Origin of the sequence: Pleurocapsa sp. FMAR1 (assembly GCF_963665995.1) — a bacterium.
GTDB lineage: Bacteria > Cyanobacteriota > Cyanobacteriia > Cyanobacteriales > Xenococcaceae > Waterburya.
Window position 1 is genome coordinate 1,726,723 of the sequence record NZ_OY762512.1, and the last position, 21,291, is coordinate 1,748,013.

General features: G+C 39.2%; 23 protein-coding genes and 1 pseudogene. 15 read left to right on the forward strand and 9 right to left on the reverse strand.

Features of this window, described 5'->3' with window-relative positions:
* Nucleotides 1-17: 17 nt before the first annotated feature.
* From SLP02_RS08415 to SLP02_RS08425, 3 genes are all read left to right on the forward strand, one after another.
* Nucleotides 18-119, forward strand: coding sequence for a DUF29 family protein (locus SLP02_RS08415; protein ID WP_319420211.1), 102 nt, complete (start codon nt 18-20; stop codon nt 117-119).
* 121 nt (nt 120-240) lie between these two features.
* Nucleotides 241-447, forward strand: a complete 207-nt coding sequence (locus SLP02_RS08420) for a hypothetical protein (protein ID WP_319420212.1) — start codon at nt 241-243, stop codon at nt 445-447.
* Nucleotides 448-795, forward strand: coding sequence for a type II toxin-antitoxin system PemK/MazF family toxin (locus SLP02_RS08425; RefSeq protein ID WP_319420213.1), 348 nt, complete (start codon nt 448-450; stop codon nt 793-795). It abuts the gene before it with no gap.
* Between the two features lie 237 nt (nt 796-1,032).
* On the opposite strand, the gene SLP02_RS08430 is transcribed toward SLP02_RS08425, so the two are convergent.
* The 5 genes from SLP02_RS08430 to SLP02_RS08450 form a co-directional block, all read right to left on the reverse strand.
* A complete protein-coding gene (locus SLP02_RS08430; protein ID WP_319420214.1) occupies nt 1,033-2,871 on the reverse strand; it encodes an RNA-binding domain-containing protein in 1,839 nt (612 codons plus the stop codon).
* 166 nt (nt 2,872-3,037) lie between these two features.
* Nucleotides 3,038-3,505 (reverse strand): type II toxin-antitoxin system YhaV family toxin, encoded by a 468-nt coding sequence (locus tag SLP02_RS08435; RefSeq protein ID WP_319420215.1) that lies wholly within the window; start codon nt 3,503-3,505, stop codon nt 3,038-3,040.
* 2 nt (nt 3,506-3,507) lie between these two features.
* Nucleotides 3,508-3,795, reverse strand: coding sequence for a type II toxin-antitoxin system PrlF family antitoxin (locus SLP02_RS08440; RefSeq protein ID WP_319420216.1), 288 nt, complete (start codon nt 3,793-3,795; stop codon nt 3,508-3,510).
* Between the two features lie 5 nt (nt 3,796-3,800).
* Nucleotides 3,801-4,280 (reverse strand): hypothetical protein, encoded by a 480-nt coding sequence (locus SLP02_RS08445; protein WP_319418707.1) that lies wholly within the window; start codon nt 4,278-4,280, stop codon nt 3,801-3,803.
* Between the two features lie 601 nt (nt 4,281-4,881).
* Nucleotides 4,882-5,475, reverse strand: a complete 594-nt coding sequence (locus tag SLP02_RS08450) for a hypothetical protein (RefSeq protein ID WP_319418706.1) — start codon at nt 5,473-5,475, stop codon at nt 4,882-4,884.
* A gap of 1,059 nt (nt 5,476-6,534) precedes the next feature.
* Between SLP02_RS08450 and SLP02_RS08455 the strand changes: the two genes are divergently transcribed.
* The 11 genes and pseudogenes from SLP02_RS08455 (at nt 6,535) to SLP02_RS08505 (ending at nt 17,557) form a co-directional block, all read left to right on the forward strand.
* Nucleotides 6,535-9,264 carry a valine--tRNA ligase gene (locus SLP02_RS08455; RefSeq protein WP_319420217.1) on the forward strand — a complete coding sequence of 910 codons (2,730 nt, stop codon included), beginning with the start codon at nt 6,535-6,537 and terminating at the stop codon, nt 9,262-9,264.
* Between the two features lie 55 nt (nt 9,265-9,319).
* Nucleotides 9,320-9,766: a hypothetical protein gene (locus SLP02_RS08460; RefSeq protein ID WP_319420218.1), complete on the forward strand. Its 447-nt coding sequence runs from the start codon at nt 9,320-9,322 to the stop codon at nt 9,764-9,766.
* 66 nt (nt 9,767-9,832) lie between these two features.
* Nucleotides 9,833-10,135 (forward strand): hypothetical protein, encoded by a 303-nt coding sequence (locus SLP02_RS08465; protein ID WP_319420219.1) that lies wholly within the window; start codon nt 9,833-9,835, stop codon nt 10,133-10,135.
* Nucleotides 10,136-10,223: 88 nt separating this feature from the next.
* Nucleotides 10,224-11,357: a quinone-dependent dihydroorotate dehydrogenase gene (locus SLP02_RS08470; RefSeq protein ID WP_319420220.1), complete on the forward strand. Its 1,134-nt coding sequence runs from the start codon at nt 10,224-10,226 to the stop codon at nt 11,355-11,357.
* A gap of 7 nt (nt 11,358-11,364) precedes the next feature.
* Nucleotides 11,365-11,598 (forward strand): annotated as a pseudogene (locus SLP02_RS08475) (DUF29 family protein); the annotation flags it as partial.
* Between the two features lie 106 nt (nt 11,599-11,704).
* Nucleotides 11,705-12,484, forward strand: coding sequence for a hypothetical protein (locus SLP02_RS08480; RefSeq protein WP_319420221.1), 780 nt, complete (start codon nt 11,705-11,707; stop codon nt 12,482-12,484).
* A gap of 158 nt (nt 12,485-12,642) precedes the next feature.
* Nucleotides 12,643-12,927: a hypothetical protein gene (locus SLP02_RS08485; protein ID WP_319420222.1), complete on the forward strand. Its 285-nt coding sequence runs from the start codon at nt 12,643-12,645 to the stop codon at nt 12,925-12,927.
* 14 nt (nt 12,928-12,941) lie between these two features.
* A complete protein-coding gene (locus SLP02_RS08490; RefSeq protein ID WP_319420223.1) occupies nt 12,942-13,217 on the forward strand; it encodes a hypothetical protein in 276 nt (91 codons plus the stop codon).
* 218 nt (nt 13,218-13,435) lie between these two features.
* The gene (gene gcvH, locus SLP02_RS08495) at nt 13,436-13,837 is read left to right on the forward strand and encodes a glycine cleavage system protein GcvH (protein WP_319420224.1); all 402 of its coding nucleotides are present in this window, start codon (nt 13,436-13,438) and stop codon (nt 13,835-13,837) included.
* 203 nt (nt 13,838-14,040) lie between these two features.
* A complete protein-coding gene (gcvP, locus tag SLP02_RS08500) occupies nt 14,041-16,965 on the forward strand; it encodes an aminomethyl-transferring glycine dehydrogenase (RefSeq protein WP_319420225.1) in 2,925 nt (974 codons plus the stop codon).
* Nucleotides 16,966-17,089: 124 nt separating this feature from the next.
* On the forward strand, nt 17,090-17,557 hold the full coding sequence (locus tag SLP02_RS08505; protein ID WP_319420226.1) for a DUF1622 domain-containing protein: 468 nt from the start codon (nt 17,090-17,092) through the stop codon (nt 17,555-17,557).
* A gap of 186 nt (nt 17,558-17,743) precedes the next feature.
* On the opposite strand, the gene SLP02_RS08510 is transcribed toward SLP02_RS08505, so the two are convergent.
* Nucleotides 17,744-18,037 carry a ferredoxin gene (locus SLP02_RS08510; RefSeq protein WP_319420227.1) on the reverse strand — a complete coding sequence of 98 codons (294 nt, stop codon included), beginning with the start codon at nt 18,035-18,037 and terminating at the stop codon, nt 17,744-17,746.
* Nucleotides 18,038-18,435: 398 nt separating this feature from the next.
* Between SLP02_RS08510 and SLP02_RS08515 the strand changes: the two genes are divergently transcribed.
* Complete coding sequence (locus SLP02_RS08515) at nt 18,436-19,425, forward strand: Gfo/Idh/MocA family protein (protein WP_319420228.1); 990 nt, start codon at nt 18,436-18,438, stop codon at nt 19,423-19,425.
* A gap of 24 nt (nt 19,426-19,449) precedes the next feature.
* On the opposite strand, the gene aroQ is transcribed toward SLP02_RS08515, so the two are convergent.
* From aroQ to SLP02_RS08530, 3 genes are all read right to left on the reverse strand, one after another.
* On the reverse strand, nt 19,450-19,893 hold the full coding sequence (aroQ, locus tag SLP02_RS08520) for a type II 3-dehydroquinate dehydratase (RefSeq protein ID WP_319420229.1): 444 nt from the start codon (nt 19,891-19,893) through the stop codon (nt 19,450-19,452).
* Between the two features lie 32 nt (nt 19,894-19,925).
* Nucleotides 19,926-20,069: a hypothetical protein gene (locus tag SLP02_RS08525; RefSeq protein ID WP_319420230.1), complete on the reverse strand. Its 144-nt coding sequence runs from the start codon at nt 20,067-20,069 to the stop codon at nt 19,926-19,928.
* 440 nt (nt 20,070-20,509) lie between these two features.
* Complete coding sequence (locus SLP02_RS08530; protein ID WP_319420231.1) at nt 20,510-21,184, reverse strand: methyltransferase family protein; 675 nt, start codon at nt 21,182-21,184, stop codon at nt 20,510-20,512.
* Nucleotides 21,185-21,291: the final 107 nt, after the last annotated feature.

Genomic DNA, 21,291 nt, shown 5'->3' on the forward strand with positions numbered 1-21,291 from the left:
GAAATAATTTTTGGATCATGACTACCAAAATACCAAGTCTTAACCAATTGTATGACCGCGATTATCATTTGTGGCTAGAAGAAACCGCACAACTATTAAAAACTAAAAACTTTAGCTAACTAGATATTAAAAATTTAATTATACTGTTTGGATTAGGTAAAAGCGATCGCTCTTTCTTTCGGTATTACGATCAACAGAAACGATTAAACTTAAATATATTAGCTACGGTTTAATAATAAAATGAATACTCGACTTGTTGAATTTGTATATCAAGTTATTCAATCTCTTTCTGATGAAGAAAAATTGCTTTTAGAGGAAAAGTTATATACAGACTTGCCCTATCCATCTCAAAAAGAAATTGTAGGTTTAGCCGAAACAAGCAACGTATTCAATTTTCTGAATGATGAACCAGATATTTATAGTTTGGATGATGGAGAAGCTGTCTAGATGGCTTTAAACAAAGGTGACATTGTTTTAGTTCAGTTTCCTTTTAGCGATCTTAGTCAAACTAAATTGCGCCCAGCTTTGGTTTTGGTAGTCAGCGCAAGTATTGATGAAATTACGCTGTGTTTTATTTCTTCTCAAAAAGTTAAAAGTTTAAGTGCTAGTGAATTTGCGATCGCCAAATCTGATCGAGAGTTTGCAGAAACAGGATTAAAAGCTGATTCTAAAGTTAGAGTAACTAGAATTATTACTTTAGAACGTAAGTTGATACTCAGAAAAATTGGTGAATTAAGCAAAAATCAAATACTTAAACTTAATCAAATTTTGACAACTGCATTTAAGTTGAAATAAGCTGCTGTTTTTCTATTTTAATTGTACTGTTTGGATTAGGTAAAAGCGATCGCTTTTACTTAAAGTGAGGCGATCGCATTAAGAGAAAACAATTAAAATTAGAGAAAATTCACGCTACTATTACTTTTTATCTTTATGAGCTATCGCATTTTATTCTTTAGTTCGATAAGCTTGTTCTGGATGATTTAATCTGTCAGGATATCGTAATTCTATAAGTTCTTCCTCTACCATCTTTTTTTAAAATCTAGTTCTAAGTGTTGAATTAGTGCGATTAAGAATTACTTCCAATTGTTGCAAGGTTAAAAATCCTTCTCTGCACACTTCTAAAATCACTTCCCGCATTACATCTGCTGGAACTTTACCTTTATCTCTGACAGGTTTTGCGATCGCCTTAAGATTTTCTAAATGATCGGAGCTTTCTATCAAACGATCGGAGTTGACAACTAAATGATCGGAGCTTTCTATCAAATGATCGGAGTTGACAACTAAATGATCGGAGCTTGACTGAGAAGTTGAAGTATTTTGCAGTAAAGAAAGAAAGTTTTTGCTTTCTGAAGTTGCTAAACTATATTGTGTTCCACGACCGTGACCATATTTTTGCAACCAACAATTACTTACTAAATTTTTGAGACAGTCTCCAATGTCTCTGGAATGTTTTTGAGTAAAGCCTTGAATATCATTGTTACTAATTTCTCCAAAGTGATGTGCTAATACCAAAATAAGTCGATCTAATTCCTTGAGATAGCAATATTTATCTCCAACAAGTTCTCGCAATTCCTGTTCTATGTCTTCAGGAATAAAGCTAAGCATTGGCAGCGCAACATTTGTTATATTTAGGTCGAGTTTTTCAGATATTAACGGTGTAAACCATTGTTGTTCTCGCCAAGCTCGAAGAATTTTGGGAAATCCAGAACCTGCTTTATCGCTTAAACCAAGCATTTGGAACATTTTTTGCAGACTGGGATTGCGCGGATCACTTTCCCCTCCATCGTAAAGCGTTTCAATGGGAATCCTGAGACGACCTGGATTTGAAAATGAAAATCTGTCTTTGAATTTTAAAACTGTTATAGATCGGGTTGATAAGTGATCAGCATGAATCAATGTATTAACTAAAGCTTCTCTAAGTGCTTGATGAACGTGAGTTTCTTCTTTGCGAATAGCATCTCGGTCTAGTTTAAAAGGAACATCTAGATCCTTAACTAATCTTCCGTAAATACGATAGTAAAAATTAAATATATTTCCTTCCCATTTACCATCAAGAGTAACTCTATGTGTCCAACGCTCTTCTGGGTCATTAGATAGTCTTTCCTGGTAGTCTAAATGATGGTGAGAGAAAGCGTCTAAAATACTTCGTTCATAACCAAACATTAGTAACCCAGCTACAGTTAGCCCTGCTTTTCCTGTATTGCGATCGCGTTTCCATCCTCCTAGCTTAAGTAGCAAATCTTGGTCGTCTAGTGCTAACCAAGGATGATCTGGTTCTCTAGAGCTAAATCTCTGGCGATATGCTCTCATTGTTTCAGGATCGATATCGCTAAGATCGAATTTTTCTAAAATTTGAGAATCTTGTGGTTCACTACTAGCATCTCGCAACATTTGACGAACTTCGTCTTCTGTACAAGAATAATCTCCCTCATAATTGCGCTTATAAGTCCCTGTCATGGGATTGTTATTAATGTACACGGGGCGCTGGGTACGAGTTGCTTTGGGAACTTTAATAATGATGAGAGATTTATCGTCAATTTTTTCGACGGTTACATCAGATTCATTGCAAATAGGAAAGCTGAGTTTTTGAGCATTATTATGGTTGTCCCAAAAATCTTTAAGTTGTTTTTTGGAATTGTTGACACCAGTAATTTGAAACTGACCTTTTTTCTCTGCCACCCCAAGAACAATATACCCTCCTTCCGTATTGGCAAAAGAAGAAATAGTTTTCCAAGCGTCTTTTGGTACATTATTTTCAGCAGTTTTGCACTCAAAATCTTGGCTTTCACCTATATCGAGTTTTTCTAGGAGGATTTCTAAATCCATGTCGTGTATAACGGCGATCGTAATTAAACAATTATCAACAAGCAATTACTATTTATAGCTCTTTATAGCATTTTAAATATTGTTTAGGCGATCGCTCTATCCACCAGTCAATAACCAATTAGCAAGAGTGACGGCAATGAGTATACAATAAATAATTGCTGAAAGTACCAACTCCTCTGCTATTTACATGACAGTACTGAAACCAATTTCTCTATTCAGTTATACTTTGTGCTTGTTCTAATAGCATTTCCCAACTATCAGGAGGATAACCATTTTCCAGCATCCTTTTAAACACTCTATAAGCATCAGTTTTACTTTCATACGCGCGCTTAGACTTTTCATCATTAACCCAAGCATAGACAATAATTTTTTGTTGCAGATGATAACGAAAAAACAACTTATACTGCTGAAAAAACTTAGCTCGAAACCAGTGTTTGTATTCGCTACCCAGAGTATTACCCTGACGATATTCTTTGCGAGTTGGATCTTGAGGAATGATTTCAAAAGCCAGTTTGTTAATTGCTGCTAATCGTTTGGTAGCATTTTTCTTTTGATAGCCTTGCGGGTATTTTTGGCGCAAGCCTTCTACTTTGTTTAATAATGCTTCTAGCTGACTCAGAAACAATGGATGAGCAAAGATACGCCATCCATTAATGATTAAAGGTTTACTTTCTGACAAGCTTATTCATCCTTATCAGATAACGGTGCATTCAAATCTATGTTCATGTCACCGACTAAAGATTGAACTCGGACTAAAGTTTCTGAAGTAATGGGTTGTATCTGTTGCGGATTTTGTTCTATGTCTTGCGCCAAAAAATCCAGAAACTTGTCTAATATTGGATCGTCTTCAGAGGTTTCATAGCGAGTAATAGTAACTGTTCCATCAGAGTTAATAATGTAGGCTATTTTATCTCGCTTATTCAAACCTAATGTTTTACGCACTATATCGGGAACCTGATTGACTGACAAAACTTTCAAGAAATATTGTAGGAATAAGTTAAAACTTTGAACTCCAACTGATCTGCTCGTTTTTGATATTGCGATCGTGATGCCATTGCAGGTGAGGGATCTTGATTACTAGAGAAAGTCACGCAATGAAGTAAATTCCAACCATTAATGAGTGCAGCTTTGACCCAATCCCAACCAATCCTAAAATAGCTATTACCACGAAACCAATGAGTATCAACCCATCTTCGTTTGCCAATACGAACTACCTCAACACCTTGGGCACTAACGTAGAGAGTAGCCACAGATAAGATAAACCACAAACGGGACAAAGCGCATACATCTCGAATCATCGAGCGTTGAACATTCCAACCACCAGATTGGTCATCTAAAAAATTCGCTTCGATATCAAAACGTAATCCATATTCAGCAAAGGTTTGTAGAGTAGTTTTTTCATTACTGACAATTGCCCATAGTTCGCCGTTAACGTTGTTGCGACCAAGAATCACATGAACTTTGCCAGAAAATTCACCTTTGTGAATCTGTACGTTGTGTAAGCAAATTGCCTCTGCTAAATGAAAGTGAAAGTTTTTAGGTTGACCAGGGCTTCGCCCTACACGATGCGAAGCATCGAAGTCGTCCGAAGGACGGACGATCTGGGCGATAGCCCTGTGGCGCGAAGTGTGAGGTGAACGCTCTCTGCGTTCCGACGTCTCCTTGGGAACGGCGACGGACAGAGAGTCCGTGTATGAAGTAAAACAGCTGCATGAAGTATGAAGTATGAGGTATGAAGTATGAAGTAAAACAGCTACTTCTTCCTTCGTATGAGGTACAAAAAATCTTTCTTCCTTCTTCCTTCAAACTTCTTCCTTCAAACTTCGTAAACAGCTACTTCCTCCTACATGCGGACAAGTCCTTTGTTCCACTATAGTTGCAAGCCCCGTCGTTCACGATCGCTCTTAGTTTGGTAGAGGTACCAGGGCTTCGCCCTACACGATGCGAAGCATCGAAGTCGTCCGAAGGACGGACGATCTGGGCGATAGCCCTGTGTATGAGGTATGAAGGACAAAAAATCCTTCCCGAATTCCGAATTCCTTCTTCCTTCAAACTTCAAACTTCTTCCTTCGTATGAGGTACAAGCCCTCGAACAAACTTGAAACTTCGCGCCTTCATACTTCTGTCTTCAAACTTCTGTTGACACCAACTTCCACGCCAAATCCAGGTATTACTCTTAATTCGGAGACGATAATGCCATCCTAGTTGAGTTGTCAGCATGGTCATCAATTCGGTATGTATAAATCCTCGCTCCGCGAGTAAAATTACCTTAACTGATTCTCGTAGCCTAACTTGTGCCTGCTTAATCATCTCTCGATAATCGGTAACTGAAATACTAGCACTTTCATGGTTCATCACTCTCCACACCAACGGTAAAGCTCTCCCTCGATGAATAACCCAAAGCCGCACAAGGCAATACTCATCCCAGAACAGTGAAGTGTCTAATGCCAAAAATATTTTTGATTCTGACCAATCATCAAGTGCTGCTTTGACCAAGGACTTTCTGATTCGATGGACATTGATTCGAGGATTGTTTAGCCAACGCTGAATACGTCTCTGTCTACCCCCAGCCAACTTCCCTCGACCAGGGATGTACATCGACCATTTTGTCAGGTTGACATTGCCCGTGTGTATTAAAGCAATTATCATCCAAATACAAGTTTGAAGATGACATAAATGTAACCAGTCAGTAGCTTGACCAGGGCTTCGCCCTACACGATGCGAAGCATCGAAGTCGTCCGAAGGACGGACGATCTGGGCGATAGCCCTGTGGCGCGAAGTGTGAGGTGAACGCTCTCTGCGTTCCGACGTCTCCTTGGGAACGGCGACGGACAGAGAGTCCGTGTATGAAGTAAAACAGCTGCATGAAGTATGAAGTATGAGGTATGAAGTATGAAGTAAAACAGCTACTTCTTCCTTCGTATGAGGTACAAAAAATCTTTCTTCCTTCTTCCTTCAAACTTCTTCCTTCAAACTTCGTAAACAGCTACTTCCTCCTACATGCGGACAAGTCCTTTGTTCCACTATAGTTGCAAGCCCCGTCGTTCACGATGAAAGAGGTTTGGTAGAGGTACCAGGGCTTCGCCCTACACGATGCGAAGCATCGAAGTCGTCCGAAGGACGGACGATCTGGGCGATAGCCCTGTGTATGAGGTATGAAGGCGCGAAGTATGAGGTGTGAGGTATGAGCTACAAAAAATCCTTCCCGAATTCCGAATTCCTTCAAACTTCGCGCCTTCAAACTTCTTCCTTCGTATGAGGTACAAGCCCTCGAACAAACTTGAAACTTCGCGCCTTCATACTTCTGTCTTCAAACTTCTATTGACTCATCCATTGATTCAAGGCATTGTAGAGACGGGAGTTTTGATTCACAGTATTCTGAAATTATGAGTGGTATCTAATCTCAGAGTGCTGACTCCCCTTGCTTTGTGTCAATCCCTCAACTCTTTACTGAATCTCTATTCTCAGGTTTTTCTCTTCATCTTTTGTCAGTCAACCAGATCGGGAACAGTAGTTTGATATCTATCTGTAAGAGTAGATTCTGCTTGCAATATTTCTGTCATAGTAGTTTTTTTCAGAACTAATTTAATTCTAGCTTATTGAGTAATGCAGTTGCATTGTCTGCAAGAAAACAGCTAATTAGCAAGAGTGACGGCAATGAATATACAATAAAGAATTGCTGAAAGTATCAACTCCTCTGCTAGTCACATGACCGCAACCGAAACGAATCTCTCTACTCAATACGATCCCAAGCAAACCGAAGCCAAATGGCAGCAATACTGGGCGCAAAAAGAAGTATTCAAAGCCGATCCTAATGCTAAAGGTGAACCCTACTGTATTGTTATTCCCCCGCCTAACGTTACGGGGAGTTTGCACATGGGACACGCTTTTGAGAGTGCGCTGATCGATACATTGATTCGCTACCATCGCATGATTGGGCGCAATACCTTGTGGTTGCCAGGGACAGATCATGCGAGTATTGCCGTGAGTACGATTGTGGATAGGCAAATTAAAGCCGAAGGTAAAAGCCGCGAGGATTTGGGACGGGAAGAGTATTTAAAGCGGGCTTGGGCTTGGAAAGAAGAATCTGGTACGACGATTATTAATCAGTTGAAGAGTCTGGGGGTTTCGGCTGACTGGACAAGAGAAAGGTTTACGATGGATGAAGGTTTGTCCCAGGCGGTGAAGACGGCTTTTGTCAAACTTTATGAAGAAGGATTGATTTATCGGGGTAACTATTTGGTTAACTGGTGTCCTGCGTCCCTTTCGGCGGTATCGGATTTAGAAGCGGAAAAGCAGGAGGTTGATGGGCATCTGTGGCACTTCCGCTATCCTCTAACTGATGGAAGTGGTTATTTAGAGGTGGCAACTACTCGCCCTGAGACGATGTTAGGAGATACGGGGGTTGCGGTTAATCCTAAGGATACTCGGTATAAGGATTATATTGGTAAAACAATTATTCTGCCTATAGTAGGGCGGGAAATTCCCATTATTGGTGATGAATTTGTCGAGATGGATTTCGGGACAGGGTGTGTTAAGGTGACTCCTGCCCACGATCCTAATGACTTTGAGATGGGTAAACGCCATAATCTACCCATGATTAACATCATGAATAAGGATGGTAGTCTTAATGAAAATGCAGGGGAGTTTCAGGGAGAAGATCGCTTTGTTGCCCGTAAGAATGTAGTTAAGAAACTGGATGAATTGGGTAATTTAGTTAAGATTGAAGACTATCGCCATAGCGTTCCTTATAGCGATCGCGGTAAAGTACCAATTGAATCTTTATTATCAACTCAGTGGTTTGTCAAAATCGAACCGTTGTCGAGTAAGGCTTTAGCTTCTCTAGACAATGATAATTCTCCTAACTATGTACCTGAAAGATGGAAGAAGGTATATCGGGACTGGTTGGTTAAATTAAAAGACTGGTGTATCTCTCGTCAGCTATGGTGGGGTCATCAAATTCCTGCTTGGTATGTGGTTTCGGAAACAGGCGGAAAAATTGCCGATAATACTCCGTATATTGTAGCTTACGATGAAACAGAAGCGGAAAATAAAGCGAAAGAGAAATACGGCAATAATATTCAACTACAACAAGATCCTGATGTCTTAGATACTTGGTTTTCTTCTGGATTATGGCCCTTTTCGACTATGGGATGGCCCGAAAATACTGCGGACTTAGCCAAGTATTATCCCACCTATACCTTAGTTACGGGTTTTGATATCATCTTTTTCTGGGTGGCACGCATGACCATGATGGCGGGACACTTTACCGACAAGATGCCTTTTAAGGACGTTTATATTCACGGCTTGGTTTTGGATGAAAACGGGCAAAAGATGTCCAAGTCAAAAAATAACGGTATCGATCCTCTATTAATGATCGATAAATATGGTGCGGATGCGCTGCGTTACACCCTAATTACTAAGGTTGTAGGTGCGGGACAGAATATCAGCTTTGATTATGACCGCAAAAAACAAGAATCAGCTTCAGTTGAAGCTTCTCGTAACTTTGCTAACAAGCTGTGGAATGCGTCACGGTTTGTAATGATTAATCTTAAAGGAAAAACGCCTCAAGAGTTAGGACAGCCAGAAACCGCATCTTTAGAGTTAGTAGATAAATGGTTACTGTCTCGTTTCTATCAAACCGTCAAACAAACTAAAGCTAATATTGAAGCCTATAGTTTAGGAGAAGCAGCTAAAGGTTTATATGAGTTTATCTGGAATGATTTTTGCGACTGGTATATTGAATTAGTTAAAACCCGCCTTTGGCAAGACGATACTTCTACCTCTCGCCTGATGGCACAACAAACCTTGGGCTATGTACTAGAAGGAATACTTAAACTTCTTCATCCCTTTATGCCGCACATTACCGAAGAAATCTGGCAAACTCTTACTCAAGCTGATGGTCAAACTTTAGCACTACAAACTTATCCTCAAGTTGTCGGAGATTTGATTGATGCTGAATTAGAACAAAACTTTAATTTACTTTTTGATACCATTGGCATTATTCGCAATTTACGTGCGGAGTCGGTAATCAAGCCTGGAGATAAAATTAAGGTTATTCTACAAACCCAAAACCAGAAAGAATCTGATATTCTAAGATCGACCCAAAGCTATATCCAAGATATTGCTAAAGTAGGTGAGCTTATAATTACTTCAACTCTGACTGAAGATCCAGGACAGGTAATTGCGGGAGTAACAGGTACAGTGCAGGTTTTGATTCCTCTAACTGGCTTGGTAGATGTAGCTGCACTAGAGGCTAAATTGCAGAAGAAATTAGATAAGGTGGAAAAAGATATTAAAGCTCTTACTGGACGCTTAAATAATCCTGGTTTTGTTAATAAAGCACCCGAAGAGGTTATCAAAGGTGCAAAAGCAGATTTAGCAGAGGCACAAAAACAAGCAGAAATATTACGGGAGCGTTTAGATCGTTTAAAGTAAAAGTATCATTGAATGAGCTATCTAACTACATCCATGTTCAAGACTCTTAAAAGCCATGTTATACCTAGCTCAAGTTGAAATTAACTCTGATTTGGGAGAAATACAGCTACAGGTACTTGCTCGCCAAGAATCGGAATATGTCTGGGAAGTTGATAATTCTGAAACTTTACTTTTAACTAAAGAAAGTTCCTTGTGTGCAGGGGTCTTGGTATTGGTAGAAATAGGTCAAGATCAACAGATAATTAGCATCCAAGAGGCTAAAGACTGGATTTTGAGCATTTTACAGCAGCATTTGACTAAAAATGCGATTAATCCTCAGTTTATCAAAACAGAACAAAGTAAAGTTGAATCATGGCGACAGGAAATCACCGCCCAAAATCTTGAGCTAAATCGCCGTGCGCTGGAAATAGAAACCCGTCGCGAACAATTACAAGAATTGGAACAAGAGTTGAAGCGCGATCGCGAAGAGTTGGATAGGTTAAAAGAGCAATTAAGTAAGTAGCCAAGGGGTACCCCCCGCAGGGAGTAATTAAATTATCCAAGCAATCGCTAAAGCATAGATATAACTATGAATAACGAAGAAATAAAAAAAATTATCTCAACTATATTTCAAGGTCAAAAAAAACTACAAATTGCTCAAGTTAATCTGGCACAGAGAATCAATGAAACTAATGAAACAGTAAATAATTTAGCAACTACTATTAATTCGTTGGCTCAAGTAACCCAAAATCATCAAGTAAGTATTCAAAGAATTACTGGTGAAGGATTAATTAGAAATGCTGATTTAAGCCTTAATAATCAACGTTTTATTCGCATTGAACAACGATTAGAAAGGATAGAAAATTTATTGAGAGGTAGAGACAATAATTGATCTCGATCGCTATAGTAAAGAAAATTAAGCAAGGAAAAACTCACAAAGCAAGGTAATTATTTACCTAATTTATTACTTAAACAAACTAATGCTCAACTTTACTAAACCCTTTTATCCCTTACTACTTTCTACTGTTAAAAGCGATCCTGAAACGGCTCATCGCCAGATGCTAAAGACGTTAAATAACCTGGAGATTAATCGTCATTCTATCTGGGGTAGTTTGGCAATCAAACAGTTAGAAAAGTCTTTTTGTGTCCAAGATACTCGTTTGCAACAAACACTTTGGGGACTAGATTTTAACAATCCTTTTGGTTTAGCAGCAGGGTTTGATAAAGATGGCACAGCAGCAGGAATGTGGAGTAGTTTGGGTTTTGGTTTTACAGAATTAGGTGCAGTTACCTTACATTCTCAGTCAGGAAATCCTCGTCCGCGGATGTTTCGTCTCCCTGAAGATAAAGCAGCACTTAATCGCATGGGTGCAAATAATTTGGGTGCAGCAGTAATGGCAGATACCCTAGCTCAAACTTGGAAACGACAAGCTTGTAAGATTCCAATTGGTATCAATTTGTGTAAATCGAAAATTGCTTCTTTAGAAAATGCAGCAAAAGACTACATAGGCAGCTTTAAATATCTAGAGGATGTGGCAGATTACTTTGTAATTAATGTAAGTTCACCTAATACCCCAGGATTGCGATCGCTCCAAGCAGGGGAACAACTAGAACCAATATTAGATGGCTTACAGACAGCAAACACCCAACATAAACCTCTTCTAATTAAAATAGCTCCCGATCTTGAATGGCAAGATATCAAAGATATTCTTTATTTAGCGACTAGCTACAATCTTTCTGGTGTGATCGCCACTAACACTACTATTCGCCGTGATGGTTTGAATACAGATGTTTTAAAAGAGACAGGCAAGAATATTAAAGACGAAGCAGGAGGAATTAGCGGTTTACCTGTGAAAAAACGCTCTACAGAAGTAATTAGATTTATTTATCAGGAAACAGACGGTAATTTACCGATTGTTGGCGTTGGGGGGATTTTTGATGCCGATGATGCTTGGGAGAAAATTATTGCTGGGGCGAGTATACTGCAAGTGTATACTGGCTGGGTTTATGAAGGACCTTGGATGGTCAAGAATGTGTTATCTGGCTTGTTAGCTAAATTAGATGAGAAAGGGTTAGATAACATTAAAGATGCGGTGGGTTTAGAGCATTTATAAGTACGCTATGGAAGAAATATTAGAGTTAAAAGACTGTTTACTAAATCGCAAATACGATCGCGCCTTTGCCATAGTAGAAGACGTAGAAACGATGGGAAGACAGGATAAAATTAATAATTTAGAGTCGTTTCTAGTAATTTTATTAATCCATTTAATTAAGATTCAAGTGGAAAAAAGAGTAACGAGAAGCTGGAAAAATTCTCTTAGTAATAGTCTTTTAGCAATCGAGAAACGGAATCGCTGGCTGCCTGACACAAGTAGCTAAAAGAGTCGAAATGCGGTCAGAAAAAAGAAAAGGTAGAGCAATTATGGGAAGCTGAAAATGAATAGTTTTAGCCTTATATTCCATGTCAAGATCTACCCCTCTTTATCATCAACTGCTGAGTCTACTGAGTCAAGATTCCACATACAGAGATTTCAGGCAGATCAAAGCGTTAGCTTGGATGATCAACGCGCTGATATGTAGCAGCAAAATTAACCTTAGTGAGTGGGAATCTTACGTGATAAGTAGGGCGAACCAAGCACAGAGTATTGAGCGAAGATGGCAAAGATTCGTTCATAACAGTCGAATTAAAGTCAAATCTCTGTATGTACCTCTAGTAATGGCGGCAATTAGTAACTGGAGTGGACAACGCCTCTATCTGGCACTGGATACAACAGTTTTATGGAATCGATACTGCATGATTCATCTTTCTGTGATTTGTGGTGGTAGGGCAATTCCTTTCTTATGGAAAGTAATGGAACATAAAAGTTCAACAGTAGCATTCAAAGAATACAAAACCATGCTGAAATTTTCACGTAGATTACTCCGCAAGTATCCTGATGAGATGCTTCTAGCTGACCGAGGTTTTGTTAACCATCAGTTGATGAATTGGCTCACCACTAGTCAATGGCACTATTGTCTACGCTTACCCTGTGACGTAACTATTCAGGGGGCAAGGAGACATCCTATTGAACTGAAATATCTTTATCCGCCAAAGTCAGAGGCGATTTTGTATCACAATGTTGGACTATGGCTCGATGGAGAATGCCGAAGCAACTTTGTCTTAGCCAATGTCAAGGGGACAAAAGAACCTTGGGCTGTTATTACTGATGAAGACCCGACTCTACAAGCTTTATGGCAGTAGGCTCTAAGATTTCGTATTGAAGAATTATTTTTAGATTCTAAATCTGGAGCTTTTCAATTGGAAGAATCTAAAATTGCCAGACAGCCCGTTGCGCGGGTTTCCCGCGTTGAAGGGACTGTCGAGGTCGCGATCGCAAGGCATTGGAACGTTTATATTTGGTGGTAGCCTTAGCACTTTTATTTGCGACTACTCATGGCATGACAGTTCAATTGAAGGGACTTAGAAGTCAAGTAGATCCGCATTGGGAGAGAGGTTTAAGTTATCTCAAAATTGGGATCAGATGGCTCAAAGAAGTTTTACATAAAGGTCGTAGTTTGTTTGACCCTACACCTTTATTTTCTCAAAATACTTTGCCCTGTTTTGCATCTTCAAAGGCTAGAAGAAAATACTATGATGCCATTTCGTTTATCAGAATTTCGGAATTAAAGTGCTTAAGAGTTTAACTGTCCTCAAATAAATGTGTCAGGCAGCCAGACGGAATCGATTAGGAAAAAAGTCGCATTATATTAAGCAAGATGATTGGAATGAATATATTTCAAATTGTCAGTTTGAAGCGATATTAGGTGCTGCTAAAGAAGCTTTGGAAGGGATGGATTATCAGGATTTAGAAAAGTTAGTCGATTTTGAGCAATTATTTATAGTTAGTAATGAATTGTTGACTTTAACTTATAGTAATAATCCTAGAGAAATAATTGAAGTGATTGATTCTAAGTTTCTGGTTAAATATCATTAAAATAGCGATCGCCAAAAACTTAATTTAGTAAAATATTTAAGATTAGGCTGGAATATACCGTTTTTACTTTAATTTATGAATTGTATGATATATCGCGATCGCTATCGAAGACATAATTTTTATTCTCATGCAGAAAAGATTAAAACTAGACTGATCTACAGCTTATTTAAGAAAATGTTATTGTAAACTAGATTTTGCTCATGATTGAGAGGGTAACAATGGAGATAGAATATCCAGAAGATTTAAAATACCTAGATAGCCACGAATATGTCCGTTTTGATGGTGAAGTCGCCACAATTGGAGTTAGTGCTTTTGCACTCGATCAGTTGGGAGACGTGGTTTTTCTAGAGCTTCCAGAAGTGGGTGATGCTGTAGAGGTAGGAGAAACTCTAGGATCGATTGAGTCTGTCAAAGCAGTAGAAGACCTATATCCACCAGTTTCGGGAACGGTAATCGAGCGCAACGAGACTGCTATTGATGCACCAGAAACGCTGGCGGTAGATCCTTATGGAGAAGGTTGGTTGATTAAGGTAAAAGTCGATAACCCTGATGATGAGTTAGAAGATGCTCTTACTGCTGCGGAATATCGCGCTCAGGTAGAAGGAATGGAGCAAGATTAAAGAAAGCTGGTTTGGTTGGTTTTAGAAAAGTTAGTCTTTTTTACTTACAAAGCAAAATAATTGGGTAAATTCTTGGTGGACTAGTTTCTTTTAATAGGTAATACTTGTTAATATTTATTACAAATCGCTAATAAAAGTGGTTACGTTAATCAACTGGTGTTTCGCCACTATTTTTTTACCCAAAAACAGTATTTTTCATTAATATGGTTAATTTGAACTTTGCTTTAGAATCCCAAACTTCAGAATTTCCGCAAGACAGTATTGATAAACCTTCTAGTCAGAAAACCAGTTCTTTTAATACTAGACATATTGGAGTAAATCAGCAGCAAATTCAACAGATGTTGCAGGTGCTAGGGATTGAAAGCTTAGAGCAATTAATCGATCAGACTGTCCCCGCAGCAATTCGTCTTAATAAGCCATTACAGCTACCCGCAGCCAAAAGCGAGTCGGCTGCTTTGGCTAGATTAAAAGCGATCGCCTCAAATAACCAGGTATATCGCTCTTTTCTAGGCATGGGTTATTACAATTGCCTGACTCCTCCAGTAATTTTGCGTAATGTCTTAGAAAATCCTGGCTGGTACACTTCCTACACTCCCTATCAGGCAGAAATTGCCCAGGGAAGATTAGAAGCGTTGCTCAATTTCCAAACCATGATTATCGATCTAACGGGTTTAGAAATTGCCAATTCTTCTCTTTTGGATGAAGGTACGGCAGCAGCAGAAGCGATGGGTATGAGCTATGGACTGTGTAAAACTAAAGCCAACGCCTTTTTTGTAGATGCAGCTTGTCATCCCCAAACCATAGAAGTAATCAAAACTCGTGCTTTACCCTTAGGTATTGAGGTAATTATTGACGACTACGCCAAATTTGATTTTTCTACCCCAATTTTTGGTGCGTTGTTACAGTATCCTGCTACTGACGGCACGATTAAAGATTATCGCTCTTTTATTGAACAGGTACACGAAGCCAAAGCGTTAGCTACCGTAGCAGCAGATATTCTTAGCTTGACTCTATTAACTCCTCCTGGAGAATTTGGGGCAGATATCGCCGTGGGAAGTACCCAAAGATTTGGTGTTCCCTTGGGTTATGGGGGACCTCATGCAGCTTATTTTGCCACTAAAGAAAAATATCAAAGACAAGTACCAGGACGTATTGTCGGAGTTTCTAAAGATGTCCACGGTAAACCTGCTTTGCGTTTAGCACTACAAACTAGAGAGCAGCATATCCGCCGTGAAAAAGCTACCAGCAATATTTGCACTGCACAGGTTTTGTTGGCGGTGATTGCGTCAATGTACGGAGTGTATCATGGCGCAGCAGGGGTTAAAGCGATCGCCGTAAGAGTTCATCAGCTTACAGTTGCTTTAGCAGCAGGATTACAGCAGCTTGGATATGAGATTAAAACTGAAAGTTTCTTTGATACTATTGGCGTCAGTACAGGAGATAAAAACGCTGCGGATATTATTAAAATTGCTGCGGATAAGCAGATAAATCTTCGCTGGCTGGATGACAAGGCAGTAGGCATATCTCTTGATGAAACTACTACCGAACAAGATTTAATCGACCTGTGGCAAATATTTGCAGGCAAAGCAGAGTTACCTTTTAGCTATGCAGAATTACTTAACAACAAATCAAGCATCAAAGAGCAGCAGTTACGTACTACTCCTTACTTAACAGAGTCAGTATTTAACCGCTATCACTCGGAAACCGAACTGCTACGCTATCTTCATCAACTAGAAACCAAGGACTTATCTTTAACTACTTCGATGATTCCTTTGGGATCTTGTACCATGAAGCTGAACGCCACAGCAGAAATGATTCCTGTTACCTGGGCAGAATTTGGTAATGTTCATCCTTTCGCACCTTTAGAACAGACTCAGGGCTATCAGCAGCTATTCGCTGAATTAGAACAGTGGCTAGCTGAGATTACGGGGTTTGCGGCTATCTCCCTACAGCCTAATGCTGGCTCACAAGGTGAATATGCAGGACTACAGGTAATCCGTAAATATCATCAAGATCGAGGCGAAGGACATCGCCGTATCTGTCTGATTCCTGAGTCGGCACACGGTACAAACCCCGCAAGTGCGGTAATGTGTGGCATGAAGGTGGTAGCAGTGAAGTGCGATCGCAATGGCAATATAGACCTACAAGACCTGCAAACAAAAGCAGAAAAGCACAAGGATAACTTAGCAGCTTTGATGGTGACTTATCCTTCAACTCACGGAGTGTTTGAAGCAGAGATAAAAAGTATTTGTGCGGTAGTTCATCAACATGGTGGACAGGTTTACATGGATGGGGCAAACATGAATGCTCAAGTAGGCTTATGTCGTCCTGGTGATTTTGGGGCGGATGTCTGTCATCTCAACTTACATAAAACCTTCTGTATTCCTCATGGTGGTGGTGGTCCTGGAGTCGGTCCTATTGGCGTAATGTCTCATTTAGTACCTTTCTTGCCTGCTACTCCCAAAACTGCTAAAGAAGCTAAGCCTATTGGCGCAATTTCGGCTGCCCCTTGGGGAAGTGCTAGTATTTTGACTATTTCCTGGATGTATATTGCCATGATGGGAGAAGCTGGCTTAACTCAGGCAACTAAAGTGGCAATTCTCAACGCTAACTACATGGCAAAGCGTCTTGAACCATATTATTCAGTGTTGTTTAAAGGCGAAGCTGGATTGGTAGCTCACGAATGTATTATTGATTTGCGTCCGCTTAAAAAACGCGCTCACGTTGAAGTAGATGATGTAGCCAAAAGACTAATGGACTTTGGTTTTCATGCGCCAACCGTATCTTGGCCAGTGATTGGCACAGTAATGATCGAACCGACTGAAAGCGAATCAAAAGAGCAGCTAGACCGTTATTGTGATGCCATGATTGCCATCTATCAAGAGGCAGAAGCGATCGCTAATGGGTCAATAGATCCAGAAGATAACCCCTTGAAAAATGCTCCTCATACTGCCCAATCTTTAATTTGCGGTGAGTGGTCACATCCCTATAGTCGAGAAGAGGCAGCCTACCCTGCACCCTGGACAAAGGAACATAAATATTGGACTCTTGTTGGCAGAATCAACAATGCCTATGGCGATCGCAATTTAGTTTGTTCCTGTGAAGGGATGGAGGCGTATAAGGAATAAATATCTATTCCAAAAATTTACTTAGTTTTTAGTAATAGCTTCCTGAATACAGTATAAGTCCGTACTTTTGTTCTCCAGGAAGCATTATTAAACTAGTAAAGATAAAACAAGCAAAAACCAAAATATGAGCCTGGATTTCGCTTTCTTAAGGTTCTTCTTTCCTTTGCCTCCAGTTTTAGTCGCAAAGTCAGAAAATTTAATTAGCAGTTTTAATCATTTGGCAGAAAATTTGCTGCTAGAAATCGCAATACTCTTTAAAATAGTTATTGAATCTATTGCCCTACTTATACTCGCTTTGGCAATTGTCAGAGCAGTAAAAAGATTGCTTTGGCACAGTCATAAAATTGAGCGAGAAGAAAAACTCAGCCAAGTCAGACTAGATTTAGGTAAAGCACTAGCACTGTCTCTAGAATTTTTATTAGCAGCCGACATTGTAGCTACGGCAGTATCTCCAAGCTGGAGTGCGGTGGGTAAATTAGCAGCAATTTCGGCTATAAGAACTTTTCTCAACTTTTTCTTGGAAAGAGAAGTTAGATTATTGGCAAAAGAAAAAACGAGCAAGTCACCAAAGATAAAAAAGCTTGATTATTAATCCACAAACACTAAAAAGAGACGCTCTCAATTAAAGAACGCCTCTAACCAATTTTAGGCGTTGCACAGTTGCGGGATAATTTAACCAAACCAAAGATTAATTACTTCCCCAGTCTTTTAGTCCCCAATTCGCCCAGTCAGCCTAAACAATTCTATTATGATGCAACGCCCAATTTTAATTGCCTGCTTAGTAAAGTTCTTCTTCTTGGTGAGTAGTAATAGTACAATCAGAGCTTGGATATGCAACACAAGTAAGAACATATCCTGCTTCAATTTGATCGTCGTCCAGAAAAGACTGATCGGACTGATCTACAGTACCAGACTCCAATTTACCAGCGCAGGTAGAGCAAGCACCAGCACGGCAAGAATAAGGTAAATCTAAACCTTGTTCTTCAGCAACGTCAAGAATGTACTCATCATCTGGTACTTCAATAGTTTGCTCGCCGTCGGGCATTTTGAGAGTAATGTTATAGCTAGCCATGTATTTCTTTCCTCTTTTGCAAGGTGATATATTAATTTGTGCTTAGTTAGGAAGTTCCACTTATTTCGTTAATAATTTAATTAAAATAAGTTTTTTCCTCGTTCAAAAAGCCTCATGTTTGATACTAAGGGAAAAATACTAATTATTGTGCGTGCATTAGCAATGAGATTTGTTATTTATTGTAAAATAAGTTTTTCTTATCTATAAACCTGTGGTTGGAACACTTTGAGTTGAAAATTTCCAATGACCCCAAAACTACCAAATAGCAATCATTCTTTCGGCATAAAATATTAAAAAAAGAATCTTAATTCCCCCTAAAAATAACTATTAATTATATTTATACCTGTGATTGATGATTTGTACTTAGAGTAAAAGTTAAAGAAGCTCATATTGTTTTTATGTACACAGAAGCATTTCTCCCCCTGAAAGTTGGCATAGTTGGTACTGGATACGCTGCCAAAAAAAGAGCCGAGGCTTTAATAGCTGACAAACGTACCGAGTTAGTAGCTGTGACAGGAAATACCCCCGAAAGGCTGAAAGAATTTTGCCAATCTTTTGCTGTAAAAGCAATAGATTCTTGGACAAGATTGATTAATATGCCTGAACTAGATCTGATTATCGTTTGTACTATTAATAGGGATTGTAGTGCGATCGCTAAAGGAGCTATATTAGCAGGAAAACATATAGTCGTAGAATATCCTTTGACTTTAGATGCCAAAGAAGCTCAACAGATCATAGAACTTGCTGAAGCTCATCAAAAGTTACTTCATGTTGAGCATATAGAAATTATTGGCGGACTGCATCAAGCTGTTAAACAATGTTTGCCACAAATAGGCAAAGTTTTTTACGCTCGTTACTCGACAATTCGCGCTGAACATCCTGTTAGCCGTAGCTGGAAATATCATCGAACCATGTTTGGTTTTCCTTTAGCAGCAGCATTATCGAGGATTCATCGCCTAACAGACTTGTTTGGCACGGTAGAAGCGGTAGCTTGTCAAAATCGTTATTGGGATATACCAGCTTCAGACTACTTTACTGCTTGTCTGTGTAATGCTCAGTTGAATTTTCACAGCGGTATTGTGGCAGAAATTATTTACGGTAAAGGGGATGTTTTTTGGCAAAGCGATCGCCTTTTAGAAATTTATGGCGAAAAAGGTTCTATCGTCTTTACAGGGGAAAAAGGAACTTTAAACGTGGAGGGAAATAAGACAGCAATTCCTGTTACTCCTCGCCGTGGTTTATTTGCCCAAGATACAGATATGGTTTTAAATTGCCTATTAAATCAGCAACCTTTATATATAGAACCTCAAGCTAGTCTTTATGCTTTGCAAGTGGCGAATGCTGCTTTAGAATCTTCCCGTCTACACCAAACAGTTCATCTCGATTAAGCCCTAATAGAGCAAAAACAAAGATTAACGATTTAAATAATTAACCACAGCCTGCAACCCTAAACGATAGCTATCTGCACCAAACCCGCTGATTTGACCAACTACAACTGCTGCAAGGTAAGAATGGTGTCTAAACTCTTCTCTGGTGTAAATATTGCTTAAATGCGCTTCTACAGTTGGTATCTGCACTGCTGCGATCGCATCTCGGATAGCCACGCTGGTGTGAGTATAAGCTCCTGCATTAATAACAATTCCCTGGTGCGTTTGTCTGGCATTATGTATCGCATCTACCAGTATACCTTCATGATTAGACTGCAAGCAGTCAAGGCCAACTTGCAGTTTTTTGGCATCAGAATATAGAGCCTGATTAATTTGCTCTATTGTGGTTGAACCATATATTTCAGGCTCACGAAGCCCTAATAAATTTAAGTTAGGGCCGTGCAGAACTAGTACGCTTATTTCAGGCACAGCTTATTATACAGTTAAGCTTCAACAGTTAATTAACGATAACGACGGCGTTGACGATCATCAACTGGAATAGGAATCGGTTCCTTTTCTTGCTCAACTTCTGGTCCTAACAACATTTCGATCAGCTTTTGAGCTATGTCTCTTAATTTGTCAAGTAATTGTTCTATATAGTCCATCGGATAAACAGCTCCTTCAGGAAAACCTTAAATACTACTTATTTTATCATCTTTGCCTAGAGGCGAAGAAGCCTAACCGCTTTGCATATCACAAGCAAACTATAGGCTTTAACTCTTACATTCTTACAAGTTCCTTTACAATGCTTTTTAGACGTAGGAAATGAAGTTTCAAAGCTATTATGTTAAGTTTAACACAAGCTGTGGTTATGAGTATATATTCTAACCTCGATCTTTAATAAAATCAGCAAACTAAAAACAATAATTTTTGTTAAAAATGCCAGGGTAGATTTCTCGTAAAGTGTTTAGTATCTATTAATCTATTCATAACTTAGCTGCCGATAACAGGAATTAGAGTTCTAAAAGTTACTTGCGATCGCGCCCAGGACGCTATTTGCCCCAAAAACAATCTTTCTCAACCTCTTTGTTAGTCTAATCTACAGTTACGACGCTTTGCTTGTAACGTCGGCAACTTCTACCTCTGAAGATGCTGCTGGTTTGTTGACAAATAATTTTGGTAACAGCAAGCCAGAACGTTCTTTGTAGGCTGCAAACTCTGGGTAACGAGCCAGAGATTTGTCTTTCTTGAACATATTTGGTACAAAAATCAAAGCTGCAAATATACCCAAAATCAGGAAAGGTAGCCAATGTTGCGCCAGCATGGCAAAGCTAAGATAAATCAAAATTTCTCCCAGGTAATTGGGGTTACGGCTACGGCTAAAAAAACCTTCGGTAATCAGCCCTTTTCTATGTTTTAAAGTAAAGTACTTTTGAGCATCGCTACCATAGTGCAGAAATACTCCCATAATATTAATGGCGATCGCAGCACTCGTTAAAGGCAGACTAGGTTGTACACCACTGCTAATTAATATAAACGGTGCAACCCAATACAAACTAACCAGCATAAAAGTTAGAATTCCCATCACTACGGGGACTTCTTGTTCCCATTGTCGATCTGGGTAAAGACTATCTTTAATTAGCCACATAATGCCATAAGTTCCATGCAAAGCTAGATATACCCAGACAGCTAAGGTAAAGTTATTATAAAAAGCCATCAGGCTTAATACAACCACAAAAGTTAGGGATTTATGTAGATTAATTGGGTATTTTACTTTCATATTTAAAATTTTTTGGGTGCGTAATCATCTGACTGCTAGAACACTTTATTATTTTAAAGGGAACTCTTGCTTTTGTTTCTGGCTGACATGACAAATTTAGTTCGTTG